12 protein-coding genes, 2 tRNA genes and 1 pseudogene are annotated in these 16,607 nt (G+C 76.7%); 11 read left to right on the top strand and 4 right to left on the bottom strand.

All coding sequences use genetic code 11. The features are described from left to right. Positions 1-187: 187 nt before the first annotated feature. Both RND61_RS03995 and RND61_RS03990 read left to right on the top strand, forming a co-directional pair. Positions 188-916, top strand: coding sequence for a YidC/Oxa1 family membrane protein insertase (locus tag RND61_RS03995; protein ID WP_391652842.1), 729 nt, complete (start codon positions 188-190; stop codon positions 914-916). Between the two features lie 105 nt (positions 917-1,021). Then, complete coding sequence (locus RND61_RS03990; RefSeq protein WP_315876245.1) at positions 1,022-1,879, top strand: fumarylacetoacetate hydrolase family protein; 858 nt, start codon at positions 1,022-1,024, stop codon at positions 1,877-1,879. Positions 1,880-2,132: 253 nt separating this feature from the next. Here RND61_RS03990 and RND61_RS03985 read toward each other — a convergent pair whose 3' ends face one another. Beyond that, positions 2,133-3,212, bottom strand: coding sequence for a Gfo/Idh/MocA family oxidoreductase (locus RND61_RS03985; protein ID WP_315876243.1), 1,080 nt, complete (start codon positions 3,210-3,212; stop codon positions 2,133-2,135). Positions 3,213-3,269: 57 nt separating this feature from the next. Here RND61_RS03985 and RND61_RS03980 point away from each other — a divergent pair, with 57 nt between their 5' ends. The 6 genes from RND61_RS03980 to RND61_RS03955 all read left to right on the top strand — a co-directional run bounded on the left by RND61_RS03980 (position 3,270) and on the right by RND61_RS03955 (position 9,677). After that, entirely contained in the window at positions 3,270-4,340 is a 1,071-nt protein-coding gene (locus tag RND61_RS03980) for an ROK family transcriptional regulator (RefSeq protein WP_315876242.1), read from the top strand. Between the two features lie 298 nt (positions 4,341-4,638). Next, on the top strand, positions 4,639-5,415 hold the full coding sequence (locus RND61_RS03975) for a hypothetical protein (RefSeq protein WP_315876241.1): 777 nt from the start codon (positions 4,639-4,641) through the stop codon (positions 5,413-5,415). A 516-nt stretch (positions 5,416-5,931) separates the two neighbouring features. Next, on the top strand, positions 5,932-6,195 hold the full coding sequence (locus RND61_RS03970) for a hypothetical protein (RefSeq protein WP_315876240.1): 264 nt from the start codon (positions 5,932-5,934) through the stop codon (positions 6,193-6,195). A 390-nt stretch (positions 6,196-6,585) separates the two neighbouring features. After that, positions 6,586-8,127, top strand: coding sequence for an alkaline phosphatase family protein (locus RND61_RS03965; RefSeq protein WP_315876239.1), 1,542 nt, complete (start codon positions 6,586-6,588; stop codon positions 8,125-8,127). Positions 8,128-8,210: 83 nt separating this feature from the next. Then, positions 8,211-8,990: an HAD-IIA family hydrolase gene (locus tag RND61_RS03960; RefSeq protein WP_315876238.1), complete on the top strand. Its 780-nt coding sequence runs from the start codon at positions 8,211-8,213 to the stop codon at positions 8,988-8,990. Between the two features lie 117 nt (positions 8,991-9,107). Further along, positions 9,108-9,677: a hypothetical protein gene (locus RND61_RS03955; protein ID WP_315876237.1), complete on the top strand. Its 570-nt coding sequence runs from the start codon at positions 9,108-9,110 to the stop codon at positions 9,675-9,677. A gap of 174 nt (positions 9,678-9,851) precedes the next feature. Here the strand turns inward: RND61_RS03955 and RND61_RS03950 are convergent. Continuing rightward, positions 9,852-9,925: transfer RNA gene (locus RND61_RS03950), tRNA-Lys, on the bottom strand. 182 nt (positions 9,926-10,107) lie between these two features. Here RND61_RS03950 and RND61_RS03945 point away from each other — a divergent pair. Both RND61_RS03945 and RND61_RS03940 read left to right on the top strand, forming a co-directional pair. Then, positions 10,108-11,412, top strand: coding sequence for a peptidoglycan-binding protein (locus RND61_RS03945; protein WP_315876337.1), 1,305 nt, complete (start codon positions 10,108-10,110; stop codon positions 11,410-11,412). A 1,781-nt stretch (positions 11,413-13,193) separates the two neighbouring features. After that, positions 13,194-14,132 (top strand): SPFH domain-containing protein, encoded by a 939-nt coding sequence (locus RND61_RS03940; RefSeq protein WP_315876236.1) that lies wholly within the window; start codon positions 13,194-13,196, stop codon positions 14,130-14,132. Positions 14,133-14,227: 95 nt separating this feature from the next. Here RND61_RS03940 and RND61_RS03935 read toward each other — a convergent pair. Together RND61_RS03935 and RND61_RS03930 are read right to left on the bottom strand one after the other, a co-directional pair. Then, positions 14,228-14,301: transfer RNA gene (locus RND61_RS03935), tRNA-Lys, on the bottom strand. Between the two features lie 146 nt (positions 14,302-14,447). Further along, a pseudogene (locus RND61_RS03930) lies at positions 14,448-15,207 on the bottom strand (IclR family transcriptional regulator). A 647-nt stretch (positions 15,208-15,854) separates the two neighbouring features. Here RND61_RS03930 and RND61_RS03925 point away from each other — a divergent pair. Further along, on the top strand, positions 15,855-16,541 hold the full coding sequence (locus RND61_RS03925) for an aspartate racemase/maleate isomerase family protein (RefSeq protein WP_315876235.1): 687 nt from the start codon (positions 15,855-15,857) through the stop codon (positions 16,539-16,541). Positions 16,542-16,607: the final 66 nt, after the last annotated feature.

Genomic DNA, 16,607 nt, shown 5'->3' with positions numbered 1-16,607 from the left:
CAGGGTCTCCCGGTCCACGGGGTTTCCTGATCCAGGGGATCTCCTGGTCCACAGGGCCTCCTGGCCCACGGGCGAGGTCCCCCCGTGCGTCCCGTCCCGCCCGCTCCGCCGCCACGCCGTGCGTTCCTCACTCCGGCCTGGCCGTCGGTACGACGGCACGACGACTCAGGGGTTCCCCTTGTCTGCCCTGTCTGCATTCGTGGCTTTCTTCACGTGGCTCTCCGGGATCGTCCCGGCCCCCGCCGCGATCGTCCTGCTCACCCTCCTCGTCCGCACCGCGCTCCTCCCGCTCGCCGTCGCCGCCGCGCGCGGCCAACGGGCCCGCACCCGGCTCGCGCCGCAGGTCGCGGCGTTGCGGAAGAAGTACGCCAAGGACCCGGACCGCCTCCAACGGGCCGTGCTCGACCTCCACGCGCGCGAGCGGGTGTCGCCGCTCGCCGGGTGCCTGCCGGGCCTCCTCCAGGTGCCGGTCTTCTTCCTGCTGTACCACCTCTTCTCCCGCGACGAGCTGTCCGGCCACTCCCTGCTGGGCGCGCCCCTGGGCGGCCGGTGGGCGGACGCCCTGGCGCAGGGCGGCGTCCTGGGACGGCCCGGGCTGGTGTACCTGGCGCTGTTCGCGCTGGTGGCCGCCGTCGCCACGTACACGTACCGCGCCACCCGGGCACAGATGGGCGCGGTGCCGGCGGACCCGGCCATGCCAGGGATGGGGCAGGTGCTCCGGTTCGTGCCGCTGCTGTCGTTCGCGACGCTCGTGACCGTCGCCGTCGTCCCGCTGGCGGCAGCGCTGTACGTGGTGACCAGCACCACCTGGAGCGCGGGCGAGCGGGCCGTACTGCACAGGCCGGACCGCGGGGACGCCGGTGGCGGGGCCCCGGGCGGGGCCGGTCGCGGGGCCGGGCGGCGGTCCAGTACGTGAACACGGGCTTGCGGGGTGATCCGATGTCTTGGAGGATCGACCAATCCTGACGATGGCCGCACCCCATCGGCCGGGGCCACCTCGACCACCAGGGAGAGAGAGACCATGAAGCTGTTGCGCGTCGGACCGGCGGGCGCCGAGCGCCCCGCCCTGCTCGACCAGGACGGCATCCTGCGCGACCTGTCGGCCCTCGTCGAGGACGTCGACGCGGCCCTGCTCTCCGACGGGGCCGCGCTGGACCGCCTCCGGGCGGCGGCCGGGGCCGGCGTCCTGCCCCCGCTGGACGCGACGGGGCTGCGGATCGGCCCGCCGGTCGCCCGGGTCGGCAAGGTCGTGTGCATCGGGCTGAACTACCACGACCACGCGCGCGAGACGGGCGCCGAACCGCCCGCCGAGCCGGTCGTCTTCCTGAAGGCGGCCGACACGGTCGTCGGGCCGTACGACACGGTGCTCGTCCCGCGCGGCAGCCGCAAGACGGACTGGGAGGTCGAGCTGGCCGTGGTCATCGGACGTACGGCCCGCTACCTGGACTCCGCGGAGGAGGCCCTGGCCCACGTCGCCGGGTACGCGGTCGCGCACGACGTGTCGGAGCGGGAGTTCCAGATCGAGCGCGGCGGCACCTGGGACAAGGGCAAGAACTGCGAGACGTTCAACCCCCTCGGCCCCTGGCTCGTCACCGCCGACGAGGTGCCCGACCCGCAGGACCTGCGGCTGCGCCTGTGGGTCAACGGCGAGCTGAAGCAGGACGGCAGCACGGCCGACCAGATCTTCCCGGTCGGGGAGGTCGTCCGGTACGTCAGCCAGTTCATGACGCTCCACCCGGGCGACGTCATCAACACCGGTACGCCCGCCGGCGTCGCCATGGGCCGGCCGGAACCGAAGCCGTACCTGCGGGCGGGGGACGTGGTGGAGCTGGAGATCGACGGCCTGGGCCGTCAGCGGCAGGAGCTGAAGGACGCCTGACGGGCGGGACCGGGCGGCCCTTGCGGGGCGCCCGCCCGGTCCACCGATCGGTCCGGGCGGTCCGGCCGACCTGGCGGGTCCGTCCGGTCCGACCGGTCCGGGCGACCTGGTCGGTCCGTCGGGCACGCATGTCGGGTCCGCTCGGTTCGCCGGTCCGGTCCGCCCGGCCCGCCGGTCCTTCCCGGCTGGGCGTGGACGGCGGGCGCATCGGGCCCGCCGCCCAGGGCCGCCCGCCGTCACCTCGGCGCGACCGTCACGCCAGCTCGACCGTCACGCCCTCGCGCGCCGAGCGCCGCGCCGCCTCCAGCACGTCGAGCGCCGCCGCGGCCTGCTCGGCGGTGACCGGCGGGGCCGTGCCCTCGCGCAGGGCGGACGCGACCGCCGCGTAGTACGCCGGGTAGTCGCCCGGCAGCGACGGCACCGGCCGTCCGCCGCCCGTCACCGGCGACTCGCCCGCGCCGATCCGCCCCCACAGGGCCTCCGGCTCCACGCCCCACGGCTCCCCGGCGGCCGGCCGGGCGCCCTCGCGCAGCGCCGCCTCCTGCGGGTCGAGCCCGTACTTCACGAAACCGCCCCGCTCGCCCAGCACCCGGAAGCGCGGGCCGAGCTGGGCCGCCGTCGCGCTGACGTACAGGTGCGAACGCACCCCGCCCGCGTGGGTGACCGCGAGGAACGTGTCGTCGTCCGCCTCGGCGCCGGGCCGCCGCACGTCCACCTCGGCGTACACCCGCACCGCCGGGCCGAACAGCACCAGCGCCTGGTCCACGACGTGGCTGCCCAGGTCGTACAGCAGCCCTCCGATCTCCTCCGGGGCGCCCGACTCCCGCCAGCCGCCCTTCGGCAGCGGTCGCCACCTCTCGAACCGGGACTCGAAGCGCCGCACGCCGCCCAGCTCGCCGCTCTCCAGGACGGCGCGCAGGGTGAGGAAGTCGCTGTCCCAGCGGCGGTTCTGGAAGACGGAGAGCAGCAGGCCCTTCTCCGCCGCCAGCGCTCCCAGGGCCCGCGCCTCGGCCGCCGTACCGGCGACGGGCTTGTCGACGACGACCGGCAGGCCGGCCTCCAGCGCGGCCGTCGCGAACGGCACGTGGGTCTTGTTCGGGGACGCGACGACGACCAGGTCCAGCTCGTCCGCCCGCGCCCACAGCTCGTCCGGCGACGCGGCCAGGCGCACGTCCGGGAACTCGGCGCGGGCCTGTCGGCGGCGCTCCTCGTTCGCGGTGACGACCGTGTCGAGCACCATGCCCCCGGTCGCGGCGATCAGAGGGGCGTGGAAGACGGAACCGGCCAGGCCGTAACCGACGAGGCCGACGCGCAGGGGAGGAGGAGTGCTCATACCGCTACTTAAGCAACGCTGTTGCGTTACCGCAAGCCGGGCCCCCACAATGCGGGCGTGAACCTCTCCGGCCTGCGCAGCCACAACACCGCCCGCGTCCTCGGCCTGCTCCGCGCGGCCGGCGGGGAGGGGGTGAGCCGGCTGGAGGTCGCCGAGCGGACCGGACTCACCCCGCAGGCCGTCAGCAAGATCACCGCCCGGCTGCGGGAGGAGGGCCTCGCCGCCGAGGCCGGGCGCGGCCCGTCGACGGGCGGCAAGCCCCGCACGCTGCTGCGCCTCGTCCCGGACGCCGCCCACGCGGTGGGCCTACACCTGGACCGGGACCGGCTGACCGCCGTCCTGGTCGACCTGGCGGGCGTGACCGTCGCGGCGCGCACCGGCGCCCTCGACCTGGGCGCCGGGCCCGGGGACGTCCTGGCGGCGGCGGCCGGCGAGGTGGCCGCGCTGCGCGGCGAGGGCACGCTCATGGGTGTCGGCGTGGCCATGCCGGGGCCGCTCGACCACACCGCCGGGGTGCCGCACCGGGTGACGGGCTTCCCCGCGTGGGACGGCTTCCCGCTGCGCGACGCCCTGCGCGACGTCCTGGCCCGGCGGCTGGGAGCGGCGCTGCCCGTGGCGCTCGACAAGGACACCAACGCGGCGGCGCTGGCCTTGGCGCTGCGGGAGCCGGGTGCGGGGTCGTTCGCGTACGTCCACGTCGGTACGGGGCTGGGCGCCGGCCTCGTCCTGGGCGGCGCGCTGCACCGGGGTGCGCGGACGGGCGCGGGCGAGTTCGGGCACCAGACGGTGCGGCTGGACGGCGCCGTGTGCGGGTGCGGCGGCCGGGGCTGCCTGGAGGCCCTGTGCCTGGCCGCCGCCGCCCGCGGCGACCTGGACGAGGCGGCCCGCGTCCTGGGCGTCGGCGCCGCGAACCTGGCGGGGCTGCTGGACATCGACCGGGTCCTGCTGGGCGGCCGGGTCGTGGCGGCGGCGCCGGAGCCGTTCGTACGGGGCGTGGCCGCCGCGCTCGCGGAACGCGCCCGCCGCACGGGCGGGCCCGCGGTCCCCGCCGCCCTGGCCCCCGGCACCCCGCACCTGATCGCCGAGGGCGCGGCCCAACTGGTCCTGGCCCCGGTCTTCGGCGTCTGACCCGGCGGGGCGTCTGACCCGCCGGGGCGCCGGGGCGGTGGGGCGGTGGGGTCCTGGGCCGGTCGGACGCCGGGTCGGTGGGGACTCGGGGCGGTGGGGTGTTGAGCCGGCCTGGCGCCGGGCCGATCAGGTGCCGGCCGGCGGAGGGTGCGACCCGGCGGGGCGCTGACCCGGCCGGGTGCCGGGCCGGTGGGGTCTGGGCCGATCGGGCGCATTCCGCCGTACCGGCGGGGGAGGGCGCCCCGTCGGTGGAAGACCTCCGGGGACGACCGTCCGGTGAGCAGCGAAGGCAGTCCCCATGCGCGTGCGTACCGCCCTGGCCGCCTCGGCGGCGCTGGCCGTCCTCGCGATCCCGGCGCCCGCCCCGTTCCCGGCCCCGGCCGCCCACGCCGGTCCGCGGGCCGACGTGGCGGTCGCCGGCCGCGAGCCGAACTGCGGTGACCCCAAGGCCGCGGTCTTCCCGCTCCGCACCCGCATCACCGGCGGCCCCGCGGCGTACGAGCCGGGCGCGGCGCCCCGCACCTGGTACGTCGAGCTGACGAACACCACCCGGCGGCCGTGCCACAACATCCATCCGGTGATCGTCCTCACCGACGCGTCGGGCCGGCTCACCCCGGCGGGGGTCCGCATGGCGTTCTCCACCGCGGCCGGTGGCGGCCCGCGCCCGGTGCGCGTCGAGCACACCGACCACCGCGAGATCGTCGGCGTCCTCGACGACGACACCGACCGCGCCTTCGCCGGGTTCACGGTCCCGCCGTCCGGCACGGTCCGCGTCCCGGTGCACCTCGCCTTCGCGGCCGGCGCCCATCCGGACGAGGTGACGGCCACCGCGGCGGTGGTGCAGCGCCGGGGCGACGACGGCGACTGGGTCGGCACGTCCCCGCCGTACCGCTTCGCCCTCACCGGACCCGAACCGTCCCGGACCGCCCCTCCGGGGGAGCTGGCCGGTACGGGCCGCCGCGCCACCTCCCACCTCCTCCCGCTGGCCGCGACGGCCGCCGCGTGCCTCGTCCTCGGTGCGGCGGCCGTCCACCTGTCCCGCACCCGCATCCGCCCCCGGTCCCGCCGCCGCTGACGCACCCGGAACGGCCGTGGCACCGCCGCGGTCCGGCGCCCACCCGGGCGGGGGTGCCCGCCCCGGGCCAGGGAAGCCCGCCCGAGCCCGGGGCGCCGCCGTACGGACCGTCCGAGTCGTCCGGTGCCCCCCCAGCACCCGGTGCCCCCGTCCGCTCCGAGGGACCGAGCACGGGCGGGTGCCGAAGTGCTACGCGGCCGGGGCGCGGGTCGCGCTGCTCGCCGAGGGGCCGGGGACCGGGGGAGGCCGGGACGCCGCTCGTCGGCCCCCGCCCGCGCCGCCCCTGCCGCCCCGGTCGTCCCGTGGCGCCGCGGCCCGGTCCCCGAACGCGTCCGGAGCCTCTGCCGCGGGGACCGCTCCGGCCTCGCCCCCCCCCGCCTCGGGCGGCCCCACCCCGGCTGACGCCCGGTCATATCGGGAGGAGACAACTGGTCCAGACCAGTTTTGGTCGCTCGTTCACCGGCCCGTCGCCCCGCCGACCCGGTCGGGACATCCGTCGGCACGACCGTTTCCGGCGTGAGAGCCACGGGAACCGAGAGGGCCGCCATCGGGGCGGTGCGCGACTTCGGCGGCGGGCAGGGTCCGACCAGGGAGCGCCTGAACAAGCCCCGGGCGGACGAGGCCGAATTCCTCGCCGCCGCCTATGACGCCCACGACGCCCATGCCGTCGCGCTCGACCGGCCCACGAAGGGCACGGAGGTCTTCGAGCCGGAGCGGGCGGACACCGGGAAGAGCCCCGCGTCGCACATCGGGGCGCGGAAGACGGCCACCGGAAGCTGAGGCCCACCGGCGGTCCACCGTACGGACCCGGCCCCGCGCCACACCACCACCCCGCCCGTACGACGCCCCGCGCCCGCCCGTACGCCGCACGACCCGCGCACGCCCGTACGCCGCACAACGCCCAGGCCACGCCGTCCACCGCCACCACGACCCGCACCACCGCGCCACCCGCGCCGCCCCGCCCGCACCGTCCCACCAAGACCCGCGCCCACCCGCGCGCCGCACCGCCGCCGACCCGCGCACGCACCGCCGCCACCCGCGCCCGCTCGTCGCATCACCGCCCACCCGCGCCCCGCGCCGCCACCACCACCGACCCACGCCCGCGCACCGCCCCGCACCACCACCCCGCACTCGCCCGCACCACCGCCCGGACCCACGGAGGACCCGCACATGCCGACCGCCGGCATACCCCGCCGCACCGTGCTCGCCGCCACCGCGACCACCGCGGCCCTCGCCGCCACCGGAACCGCCGCCGCCCACGCCGCCACCGCCGCCGCACCCGTGCTCCCGCCCGGCGCCAGCCGGGACAAGGTGCTCGTCGTCGGCATGGACGGTCTGCGCCACGACCTCATCGACGCGGCGAACGCCCCCCACCTGAAGGCGATGCGCGCGGCCGGCACTTTCGGCACGTCCCTGCTGTACGCCGCCCCCATGGCCGCCACGTCCTCCGGCCCCGGCTGGTCGACGGTCTCCACGGGCGTCTGGCCCGACAAGCACGGAGTCAGGGACAACACGTTCACGGGCCGCGACTACGCCCGCTACCCCGGCTTCCTCGCCCGCCTCCACCAGGTGCGGCCCGAGCTGTCCCTGTTCGCCGCCGTCGACTGGAAGCCGCTCGACACGTACGGCACGGTCACCGCGGGCGCCGACGCCAAACTGGTCCTGGACGGCGACCGCGACGGCTACGTCGCCCACGACGAGACCATCACCGCCACCACCGTCTCCGTCCTGCGCGACCAGGACCCGGACGTGCTCTTCGTCTACCTGGGCAACACCGACGTCGTCGCCCACGCGTCCGGCACGGGCCGGCGCTACCTCGACGCCATCGCCGTGCAGGACGCCCAGTTGGGGCGGATGCTCGCCGCGATCGAGGCCCGCCCCACCCGCGCCGCCGAGCGGTGGACGGTCCTCGTCTGCACCGACCACGGCCACGTCGACGCCGGCGGCCACGGCGGCAGTTCGATCGCCGAGCGGTCCACGTTCGTCCTCGCCACCGGCCCGGGCATCGCCGCCGGGGCCCGCCCGCACGACACGCGCCTCGTCGACGTCGCCGCGACCGTCTTCCACCAGCTCGGCATCGTCCCCGACCCGGCGTGGGGCCTGGACGGCCGGCCGATCCAGGAGCGGTCCACCGACCCGTTCGACTCCCTGTACGGCACGCTCTCCGGCCGCGTCGACGAGACCGGCGTCCCCCAGGGCGTACTCGGCTTCACCCACACCCCGCCCACCGGCTGGTCCGTCGTCAACAACGCCATGGGAACGGGCGGGATCACCGAGTGGCGCGGCTGGTCGTTCTCCACGGACGACTTCTGGTCCCGCACCCAGCGCGACCAGTGGCGCGAGCTGAACGTCCGCGCCCGCGGCGTCTTCGCCGTCGCCGACTCCGACGAGTGGGCCGACGCGGCCGGCTCGGGCCGCTTCGAGTCGACGCTGGTCACCCCCGCGTACGGCGTCGCCGGGAAGACGAGGGTGACGCTGGACTTCACCACGCACTACCGGCAGGAGACCGGCCAGACCGCGCAGGTCCTCGCCTCGTTCAACGGCGGCACCCCGGCCGTCGTCCGCGCCTACGCCTCCGACGTGGTCGCCCAGCCGCAGTCGCTGACCGTGGACGTGCCCGCCGGGGCCTCCACGGTCCACTTCCGCTTCCACTACACCGGCTCGAACAACTGGTACTGGGTGGTCGACGGGGTCAAGATCCGCACATCGTGATTACCCTGGGGGCGCCGCCACAGCGCTGTCGCGGCGCCCCCAGCACGCACCACGCGGTATCTGTACGGCAGGAGTCCCGCCCCATGGCAGAGCGCAAGCCGATCGAATCCTGGCTGACCGACATGGACGGCGTCCTCATCCACGAGGGCGTACCGATCCCCGGCGCCGACGCTTTCATCAGGAAGCTGCGGGACAACGAGAGGCCCTTCCTCGTCCTCACCAACAACTCCATCTACACGGCCCGCGACCTGCACGCCCGGCTGTACCGCATGGGCCTGGACGTGCCGGTGGAGAACATCTGGACGTCGGCGCTCGCCACGGCCCGGTTCCTCGACGACCAGCGGCCCGGCGGCACCGCGTACGTCATCGGCGAGGCGGGGCTGACGACGGCGCTGCACGACATCGGGTACGTCCTCACCGACCACGACCCGGACTACGTGGTCCTCGGCGAGACCCGCACGTACAGCTTCGAGGCCCTCACCAAGGCGATCCGTCTGATCAACGCCGGTGCCCGCTTCATCTGCACCAACCCGGACGAGACCGGCCCGTCCACCGAGGGCCCGCTCCCGGCGACCGGCTCGGTCGCCGCGCTGATCACCAAGGCGACCGGCCGCGACCCGTACTTCGCGGGCAAGCCGAACCCGCTGATGATGCGGACCGGGCTCAACGCGATCGGCGCCCACTCCGAGACCAGCGCCATGATCGGTGACCGGATGGACACGGACGTGCTGGCCGGCCTGGAGGCCGGGATGGAGACGTTCCTCGTCCTCACCGGGCTCACCACGCCGGCGGACGTGGACCGCTACCCGTTCCGCCCGTCGTCGGTGGTCGACTCCATCGCTGATCTGGTCGATCGGATCTGACCGGCCGAGAGCCGAGGTCGCGGGCCGTCTACCGCCCGGTAGGGGCCGGTGGGGGCGGCCGCTGCGGATGCGGGGAGCGTCGGCCCGGGTGAATCTTCCTCTACGAGGAGGTTCACGATGCGTCCAGGTGTGGTTGCCGTACGTGCCGCGGCGGTGGCGGTCGTCCTCGTGCTCGTCCCGGCGGCCGGCCCCGCCCCGGTGGGCGACCCGCCGGGGGCGCGGGTCACCGCCGTGGTCGTCCCGACGGTCGCGGCGCCCGGCGGTGACGTGGAGGTCCGCGTCGAGGGCTGCGCGGGGCCGGACGGGACGGTCCGGTCCGAGGTGTTCGTCGCCGACGCGGAGCTGTCCGGGCGCACCGGCGGCGCGGGCGGCGCCCTGCGCGGCGGCACGACCGTCCGCTCGGGCACGGCGGCCGGCACGTACCCGCTGAGCGTCGTCTGCGACGGCCGCGACCACCGCGACGCCGGCCGTGTCCGCGTCGATCCGGCGCCGCAGCCCGGCCCGCACGCCCCCACCGGGGCCGGCGGGGGGAGCACCGCCGCGCCGATCGCGGACGCGCCGAGCGTCGCCGAGCAGGGGCCGGGCACCCGGCACACCGTGATCGGCCTGGTCCTCGCCACGGCCGCCGCCGTCGCCGTCGCGGTGCGCTCCGCGCGTCGCCGCCGCCGCGGACCGGACGCGGACTGACCGGACCCCGCCCCGCCCTACCTCGCCTTGTCCCGCCCTGCCTCGCCCTGTCCGGCGCCGGCCGGATGCCCAGGCCCGACCTGACGGCCGTCCGCCGAGCCGGGGCGCCCCTGCCGCCGGACCCCGGGAACGACCGAGGCCCCCTCACCTGAGTGAGGGGGCCTCGATTGCGCGTGCGCCGCCAGGGACTCGAACCCCGGACCCGCTGATTAAGAGTCAGCTGCTCTAACCAACTGAGCTAGCGGCGCCTGCTGACCTGGATAACTCTACCCGACGCCGGAGGGTGCTCCCGACCACCCGACCACCCGGTCGACCGCCCCGGCCGAGAATTTCCCGCCCCGCTGCGCCTGTCGGATGGTCATTTTTCCGCTTTTGACGGTCAAAATGCGGTATGCACGGAGAGATCTCGTCGAACGTCGAGGGGAACCGCATGCCCGTTCCGGTCTTCGAGGAGTACGAGCCGGCCGCCGACTGTCCCTGCCCCGGCTGTGCCCGGCGACGGCGGGAGCTCGCGCTCCGCCGGGCCGTGCGGGAGGGCGGGCACCCCGCCGCACACGGCGCCCGGCGCGCCCTCGTCCTGTTCACCGCGGCGGGCGTCGTGCTGGGCGGCGCACCCGCCGCGGGCGGTGCCGCCCACCCGGCGGGACCGCTCCACCCCCCCGGCCCGGCCGGGCGCGCCACGGGCGGGCCCGGCACGGACACCCCCCAGGGCGGGACGACCGGACTGCACGGCCGTCCCCTGGCCGGCCCGGCGGCCGGCTCCCTCGCGGTGCCGCTGCCCGCGATCACCCGCACCGAGATCATCAACCGGGCCAAGCGCTGGGTCACCGCGAAGGTCCCGTACTCGATGGAGAAGTACTGGACGGACGGCTACCGCCAGGACTGTTCCGGCTACGTCTCCATGGCGTGGAAGCTGCCCGCCAACGAATGGACCGGCAGCCTGCACCGCTACGGCGTGAAGATCGCCCGGGCGGACCTCCAGCCGGGCGACATCCTGCTGTTCCACAACCCCGCCGACCCCACCAAGGGCTCCCACGTCACGATCTTCGGCGGCTGGACGGACCCCCGGCGCACCCACTACGTCGCCTACGAGCAGACGAAGCCGCACACCCGCCGGCAGGCGACACCGCTGGCGTACTGGACGAACTCCGACAAGTACGTGGCGTACCGCTACCTCGGCGTCACCGCGAACGGCACGACCACGGACGGCGCCCCGCCGTCGACGGCCTTCCCGGGCGCCCGGTACTTCGGTCCGGGCGCGGTCAACGCGTACGTCACCCGCCTGGGCCGGATGCTCGCCGAGCGCGGCGGCGCCCGGTTCTACGAGCGGGGGCCGGGCCCCCGGTGGTCGGAGGCGGACCGCAGGGCGACGGCGGCGTTCCAGCGGGCGCAGGGCTGGCGCCACACCGAGGCGGACGGACTGCCGGGGCCGCACACGTGGCGCCTGCTCACCACCGGCAGGGGCCGGGACATCCCGCCGGCCGCGGGCCAGGAGCCGCCCCCGTACCCGGGGCGGGCCCACTTCCGGCCCGGCCAGTCGAACAAGCACGTCGAGACGCTGGGCCGGCAGCTGGTGAGGCGCGGCTACGGCAAGCACTACCGCACCGGGCCGGACCCCCTGTGGAGCGAGGCGGACCGGCGCAACGTCCAGGACTTCCAGCGCGCCCAGGGCTGGCGCGGCGGCGCGGCCAACGGTTACCCGGGCCCGGAGACATGGAGGCGGCTCTTCCGATGACCGAGCACCACACCCGCAGGACGTCCCCACCTCCGGTGGAGGTCCCCAACCTGCTCCAGCCGACCCCGTCCGTCGTCATCGAGGGCCCCCGCGCGGAATCTCCGCCCCGGCCGCCGGTGGAACGGCGCCGGCAGGGAACGGCCCCCGCACCGGGGCATCCGGCCCCCGCCCCGCACCCGGAGGCGCCGCGCTCCGGGCAGGCCGCCGGACCGGCCGCGGCGGCACCCCCGAGGACGGAACCGGAGTCCGGAACACCGGCCCCCGCCCGACCCGGCCCGGCCCCCGCCCCGCACGGCCCGGCTTCGGCATCCGCGCCGGGTGGGTCCGCGCCGCAGTCACCGATGAACGGCACTGCCGCGCCCCCCGACCGGCGACCGCCCACCACCGACCACCCCGCTCCCGTGGCCCGGCCCGGCTCGACGGCGGGCGAGGGGGCGGGCGGAGACGGCCGTGCCCCCGCCACCCCGGCGGACCCCGCGCGTACGGGCGGTTCCGGAGCGGCTCTGGTGACCGGTGCGGCTCCGGTGGGCTCTGCGCGTACGGGCGGTTCCGGCACGGCTCCGGCGACCGGCACGGTTCCGGCGACCGGTGCGGCTCCGGTGACCGGTACGGGTCCGGCGGGCGCCGAGCACCGCGCCACCGCCACCACCGCCCCGGCGGGCCCCGCGCGTACGGGCGGTTCCGGTGCGGCTCCGGCGACCGGTACGGTTCCGGCGAGTCCCGCGCATGCGGACGGCTCCGGTACGGCTTCGGTGACCGGTGCGGCTCCCGCGGGCGCCGAGCACCGCGCCACCGCCACCGCCGCTGTCGCGGAGGCCGGGTGCCCCGGAGGCCCCGGGGCCTCCGGGGCGGTGCGCACGGGCGAACCGGTGGGCGGCGGCGCGGCGGCTCCGGGCGGCCCCGCCGAGGCTGCGCGCCCCGCCGGGCCGGGCCCGGCCGGAGCACCCCGGGCAGCCGGGCCGGTGGGTTCGGACGGGGTGGCCGCCACCGAGGCGGCGCGCCCCGTCGGGTCGGTTCCCGCGGGGTCCGTGGGCCTGGACGGGGTTGTCGCCTCCGGGGGCCCGGCTTCCGGTGGACGGGTGACGGGCCCGGCCGGGCCGGGCGTCGACCGGCCGGTGCCCCCGGACGGCACCGCCGCCGATGGCCACGACGGGCCGGACCCCGCCGGTTCCGCGTCCTTCCGTACGTCGGCCACCGGGACGGCCGGGGCCGCCCCCGGTGGCACGCCTGCCGCAGGGGACGGACCGGTCCTCGCCGAGGAGGTGCGCCCGGGCGGGGCCGTCCCCGGCACGGGCGACCCGACCGTCCCCGCCGGGTCGGGTGGCACCTTCGGCCCCCCCGCCCCGCGTGCCGACGGACCCGCCGCCGTCCGGACGGGCGGCCCCGGCGAGGCGGGCGCGGCCGGATCGGCACCCCTCGCAGGGTCGGCGTCCTCCGTAGGGATGGCGTCCTCCGCAGGGACGGCACCCCCCGCAGAAGCGGTGTCCTCCGCAGGGTCGGCGCCCTCCGTGGGAGTGGTGCCGCGGACCGCTCACGTCGGGGCCGTCCGTCCGGCGGGTGCCGGCGGGGGCCGTACGGGTGGGGTCGGGGCGCCGGCCCGCCCCGCCGCGCGGTCCGCGGCCGGGGCGGCGGTCGGCGGTGCCTCCGCCGGTTCCCGCCGCGCCCGTGGCGGGGTTCTCGCCGCCCGGCCGGGGAGCACGCCGGTCGGCGGTGCCGCCGATGCGCGGGTCCCGGAGGCCGGTACGCGGACGAAGGGGCCCCGGCGGGGGCGGCACGCCGGGGTGCGGCGGGGGTCGGCCCAGGCCGACGGGGGGCTCGTCGAACGGGACGGGGTCGCCCTGCCCGGGTGGGTGGGGCTGGCCGCCGGGGCCCTGGCCCTCGTCGGGTGCGGGGTCGTCGCCTGGTGGTCGGGGGCCCTGCCCGAGGACGCGGGCCGGCTGCTGGGTCTCCCGTACCGGCCGCACCGGGGACTCGCCCTCGGCACCGGCGCGCTGCTGGCGGCCGGTGGGCTGCTGGCGCTGTTCGCGTTCGGCGGGCTGGTGCGCGGCAAGGTCGGGTACGCCTCCGTCCTCACCCTGTTCGGCGACTACCGGGGCACGGTGCGCCGCACCGGCCTGCTGTGGGTGAGCCCCCTGCTGCTGCGCCACCGCCTCGACGTGCGCCTCCGCCACTGGCGCAGCGAACCGCTCCCCGCCGTCGACGCGAACGGCACGGCCCTGCGCGTCGTCGTGCTGGTGGTGTGGCGGGTCCGCGACACGGTCCGCGCGGCGCTCGCCGTCGCCGACCACGAGCGGTACCTGCGCGAACAGGTCGAGGCGGCCCTCGCCCGCGTACTGTCCCGGCTGCCCGCCGACGCGTTCCACGGCGCCTCCCCGACGCTGCGGGACACCGACGCGGTCGGGGAGGCGATGACGCGGATGGTGGCCGCCGAGTGCGCCCCGGTCGGCATCGAGGTCTTCTCGGCGCAGCCGACCCGCATCGAGTACGCCCCGGAGATCGCGGCCGCGATGCGCCGCCGCCGGATCGCGGCGATCGACGCCCAGCACCGCGACGCGGTCCTCGGCTCGGTCGTGGACGCCGTGGAGGACATGGTGCGCCGGCTCACCGAGCGGGGCCTGGTCGACCTGGACGACTACGAACGCAAGGACCTCGTGAAGGACCTGGCCGTGGCGTTCTACACGGGACACGCCCTGCCGGCCGGCGCGGAGAGGGGCGCCTGACCCGGGCGACCAGACCCCGGGCGACCAGACCCCGGGCGGTCTGACCCCGGGCATGAGGAAAGCCCCCCGCTTCCGCGAGGGGCTTTCCCTGTCTGTGCGCCGCCAGGGACTCGAACCCCGGACCCGCTGATTAAGAGTCAGCTGCTCTAACCAACTGAGCTAGCGGCGCCCGCTGACAGAGTTAATACTACCTGGTCCCCGGGGGTGGTCCGGACCACCGCCCGCACCACCGTCCCCACGGGCGCCACCGAGCACCATGGGCATCACACGCCCCCACGGGCGCCACCCGCCCCCACCGGGTCGGCACCCGCCGCCTCACAGCGCCAGCGACAGCACCACCGGGGCCGCCTTGCGGTTCAGCGTGTCCGCCGCCGAGCGCAGCCGGTGGGCGTGCTCGATCGGCAGGGACAGTGCGAGGCAGCCGACCGACGATCCGGCCGTCAGCGGCACCGCCGCGCACACCGTGCCCACCGCGTACTCCTGGAGGTCCAGGACGGGAACGGTCGGCGGCTGGCTGTCCAGCTTCGAGAAGAGGACCCGCTCGCTCGTGATCGTCCGCGACGTCAGCCGGGCGATCTTGTGCCGGGCCAGGTGGTCCCGCCGCCCGTTCTGGTCGAGCTGGGTCAGCAGGCACTTGCCGACCGCGCTGGCGTGCGCCGCCGAGCGGAAGTCCACCCACTCGTTGACCTTCGGCGTGTGCGGCCCGTCCGCCATCTGCGTGATCTTGACCTCGCCGTCGATGTACCGGCTGATGTACACGGCCGCGCCGACCGAGTCGCGCAGCTCCGTGAGCGTCTCCTGGAGCTTCGCCTCCAGGGCCTCGCGCCGGGTCGCGCCCGAGCCGAGGAGGACCAGCGAGTCGCCCACGATGTACGCGCCGTCGGCGACCTGCTCCACGTACCCCTCCCGGCGCAGCATCCGCAGGAGCGGCGTCAGGTGTGCCGGGGGCAGCCCGGTCTCGCGCGCGATCTGCGCGTCGGTGACCCCGCCGCCGTGCCGGGACAACCGTTTCGAGGACGCGCAGGGCGTACTGCACCGAATGGAACGGCGCGGTCGGCTCGGGCTTCAGCGCCACGGTTTCCCCCTACCAGGTTGTGACCGCAAGCTTCCGTACCACGATAACCGCCAAGGCCCGTTTCCGGGTCATCCGTTGACAAGAGAGGCGGCCCGTCCCGCCGCCCGCGCTGGAGCGTGTCCCCGCGGCACATGCCGGAGGCACGGCGGGGTCGAGGAAGGCGAGGTCAGAGCGTCGCGGTAAGGGGGTCGTACACGTGTTCGTGATCCGGTCCGGGAGGGGGGTCTCCCCAGGGGCTCGAATTCGATCACACGTTCAGAATCGAACACGAGCGCCTCGTCCGAGATGTCCGTGGCGGGATTCCTCTCCTGGGTGGCGCACGGCGTGGCGGTGTCCGGACCGGCCGCCCGGCCCTGGAGCATGACGGGGCCCTCCGCGGGGTACCCGGCGGTCACCGCACGGGCCCCGCGCGTGTCCGGCGCCGGTGGTGGGGCGGGCCCGCCGGTGGCGCTCGGGACCGGAGGCGAGGACCTGCCCGCGGCGCCCCCCGCGGGGCGCGCCGACGGGCACGGCGTCGAACCGCCGGACGCCGGGGCCCGGCACGGGAGAGCCGAAGCCGGTGGCTGCGGACCGGACGGGCCACGGGAGCGCGGCCACCCGAACCGGTCGGGACGTGCCCGGTCGGCGTGCTCAGGACAGGAGGCTGCATGACCACCGTCGGACTTCTCCGCCCGGAGGGCCACCCGGAGGACGACTACCGCCGCATCGAGACGCTGCTGGGCAGCGACATCCGCGTCGACTCCGTCAGGTACGAGGGTCCCGGCGCGGACCCGGAGCAACTGACCGCCGGGGCGGAGCGGCTGCGGCTGGCCGCCGCCGACGCGGTCGTGTGGGCGTCGTCGAGCGCGTCGTTCGCCCAGGGCTGGGAGGCGGCGCGCGAACGGGCCCGGTCGCTCGCGCTGGCGACGGGCATCCCGGCGTCCAGTACGGCGATCGGCTTCGCGCACGCGGTACGGGCGGTGGGCGCGACCCGGGTCGTGGTGGCCGGCGCGCTCCCCGGGGAGGTCGCGGGGGCGGTGGTCCGGTTCCTGGCGGCGGCCGGGGTGGAGGTGGTGGGGGAGTGGCGCGTGGACGGCGAGGTGCCGCTGCCCGAGCTGGTGCGGGCCGCCGACGACCCGCGCGCGCAGGCGGTGCTCGTCCCGGACACGGCCGTGCCGACCGTCGCGGAGGTGCCGGAGGCGGAGGCGGCGGTCGGGAAGCCGGTGCTGACCGGGACGCTCGTCACGGTCTGGGAGGGGCTGCGGCTCGCGGAGCGGCACGGGGCGTGGGCGGACGAGCTGGGCGCGCTGTTCGTCCGGCGGGGGCCGCGGGAGGTGTGGGAGCCCGGGGAGTGACCGGGGAATAAGCGGACGACCCCTCCTGTTACGTGGTGGCGTAGAGACGTCAGGTGCGGGAGGTCC

The organism is Streptomyces tamarix, assembly GCF_032423885.1.
GTDB lineage: Bacteria > Actinomycetota > Actinomycetes > Streptomycetales > Streptomycetaceae > Streptomyces > Streptomyces tamarix.
The sequence above is the reverse complement of the archived record's forward strand: the minus strand, read 5'-3'. Positions and strand labels throughout refer to the sequence as shown.

Excerpts from the sequence above, each read along its gene's own strand:
- RND61_RS03955 (WP_315876237.1), top strand. The coding sequence starts at position 9,108 with ATGCGTCCAGGTGTGGTTGCCGTACGTGCCGCGGCGGTGGCGGTCGTC.
- RND61_RS03985 (WP_315876243.1), bottom strand. The coding sequence starts at position 3,212 with ATGAGCACTCCTCCTCCCCTGCGCGTCGGCCTCGTCGGTTACGGCCTG.
- RND61_RS03990 (WP_315876245.1), top strand. The coding sequence starts at position 1,022 with ATGAAGCTGTTGCGCGTCGGACCGGCGGGCGCCGAGCGCCCCGCCCTG.
- RND61_RS03960 (WP_315876238.1), top strand. The coding sequence starts at position 8,211 with ATGGCAGAGCGCAAGCCGATCGAATCCTGGCTGACCGACATGGACGGC.
- RND61_RS03965 (WP_315876239.1), top strand. The coding sequence starts at position 6,586 with ATGCCGACCGCCGGCATACCCCGCCGCACCGTGCTCGCCGCCACCGCG.
- RND61_RS03945 (WP_315876337.1), top strand. The coding sequence starts at position 10,108 with ATGCCCGTTCCGGTCTTCGAGGAGTACGAGCCGGCCGCCGACTGTCCC.
- RND61_RS03975 (WP_315876241.1), top strand. The coding sequence starts at position 4,639 with ATGCGCGTGCGTACCGCCCTGGCCGCCTCGGCGGCGCTGGCCGTCCTC.
- RND61_RS03925 (WP_315876235.1), top strand. The coding sequence starts at position 15,855 with ATGACCACCGTCGGACTTCTCCGCCCGGAGGGCCACCCGGAGGACGAC.